The organism is Candidatus Cloacimonadota bacterium (assembly GCA_034661015.1).
Taxonomy (GTDB): domain Bacteria; phylum Cloacimonadota; class Cloacimonadia; order JGIOTU-2; family JGIOTU-2; genus JAYEKN01.
In genome coordinates this window covers 1-2088 of record JAYEKN010000148.1, presented here as the reverse complement: position 1 = coordinate 2088, position 2088 = coordinate 1, and the positions used below count along the sequence as shown (strand labels likewise).

Sequence of the window (2088 nt, the reverse complement as noted above, 5' to 3'; positions counted from 1 at the left end):
TTATTAATAGGGCGGTATCCGGTGGAATCAAAAAAATAGTAGCACAAGCAAAAGAGATTGGTGCAAAAATATTGAATGGGCAACTTGACAGCCGAATGGATATTGAAGAAGTTGATATTGATTTTAAAGAAATAGGAAAACAGGTTAATGAAATAGTTGATGCCTTTGTCGCTCCAGTTAATGATGCACTTGAAGCCATTGCCAACCAGGCAAAAGGCGAATTCAATCTTATGGAGAAAACCTATAAAGGAGACTTTGAAGATATAAAGAACAATGTTAATGCTGTTACCGAAACATTGCTCTCTATAACCGGACAGTTTAATGAATTATCCGAAGCCGCAGACAATGGGAAGTTAGATTTCCGTGGTCGTCCAGACGAATATCAAGGCGCTTATAAAAATATGGTAGAGATTGCTAATCAAATAATGGAGGGATTTGTTAAACCCATAGAAGATGTAATTGACAATATCAACAAACTTGCTGCCAAAGATTTAACGGCAAGGATTGAAGCATCTTATAAAGGTGGCTTTAACGACTTGAAGAACGATTTCAATGCAGCTGTTGAAAACTTGGACGAAGCCTTCTCCCAAATAAATTCAGCAGCGGATCAAGTTTCTTCTGCTTCCCAACAGATAAGTTCTGCGAGTCAGGAGTTGGCAGAAGGTTCTTCCGAGCAAGCGAGTACTTTGGAAGAAGTATCCAGCACAATGGAAGAAATGTCTTCTATGACAAGTCAAAATGCGGAAAATGCTAACCAAGCAAATAATCTTTCCGGAGAAACGAATGAAGATTCAATTGACGGTGGCAAAAGAATTGATGTTCTAAGTAAATCTGTTAATTCTATGAGCAAGTCTGCAAATGAAGCGATTCAGATAATCAAGACAATCAACGATATTGCTTTCCAGACCAATTTACTTGCCTTGAATGCAGCCGTGGAAGCAGCGAGAGCCGGAGAAGCCGGAAAAGGTTTTGCTGTAGTAGCGGAAGAAGTGAAAAATCTTGCCCAACGTTCCGCGGAATCAGCCAAGAATACGGATATAATCATTCAAAATATCGTTGAAAGTGCCGGCGAAAGCGTTAGCGAAAACAAAGCGGTTACCGAGGCATTTGAAAAGATCAATTCCGGCACCGAGAAAGTAAATAATATTATCGGCGAAGTATCGGCAGCATCTAAAGAACAAACGGATGGGATAAATGGTGTGAATAAAGCTCTGAAGGAATTTGATCAGGCGATCCAGAGCAGTGCGGCCAATTCGGAAGAATCCGCATCTGCTGCCGAAGAACTGAGCAGTCAGGCAGAAGAACTAAGTGCAATGGTAGCCGAATTCAATATTTCTAATACATCTTCGGGCAGTAGTTCAAAGAAGCCGCCGAGAGTTGGATTCAAGAAGAAGGAAGCCTTACCGGATAACAGAAAGAAAAAATCCGAAGAAGTAATTCCGTTTGACGAAGACGAAGATTTCTCCGACTTCTGATAAAAGATGAAACACAAAGAACACAAAGAACACAAAGAACAGAACACGAAAACTGGAAAGCAGGACTTGGCTTGAGGCGTCCGCCAGCTGGCGGATAAGCCGAGAACTGCGGCAAAATAATGAATAATGTAAAATGTAAAATGTAAAATGTAAAATGTAAAATGTAAAATAACGAATAATGAATAATGAATAGTTAAAAAACTCGAGTCGCGTCACTCTTTTCGACACGACTCGGGTTTTTTCTCCCCGGAATTAAATATCGTAAGGTTTACCCACAGTTGATTTGTTACGGCATTGTTAAACGACGACGGAACAAAACACGTTTTTCCAAAACGGCAAAAGCAGAAAAATTTCAAGTTTCAAATTTCAAATTTCAAGTTTCAAATTTCAAAATAACAAATGATTCAACGCAGCGCTGCGACATATTTTCAAACGGAATACGGAAAACAGATAACAAACAACAGTTTACACAGATTGCACAGATTATACGGAAAAAATTTCCAATTTTCAATCTCCACCCTCTATTTTAAATAAGCACTTTTTAAATAAGCACTTTCGATCTATCCGATACTCAATTGACATAATTGAGTTACTTGACGGATAAAATTCTTTC

General features: G+C 38.9%; 1 protein-coding gene. It reads left to right on the top strand.

What is annotated here, in order from left to right; all coding sequences use genetic code 11:
• Positions 1-1475: methyl-accepting chemotaxis protein (locus U9P79_05900; GenBank protein MEA2104154.1), on the top strand; the 1475-nt coding region annotated here is incomplete at its 5' end.
• Positions 1476-2088 lie beyond the last annotated feature (613 nt).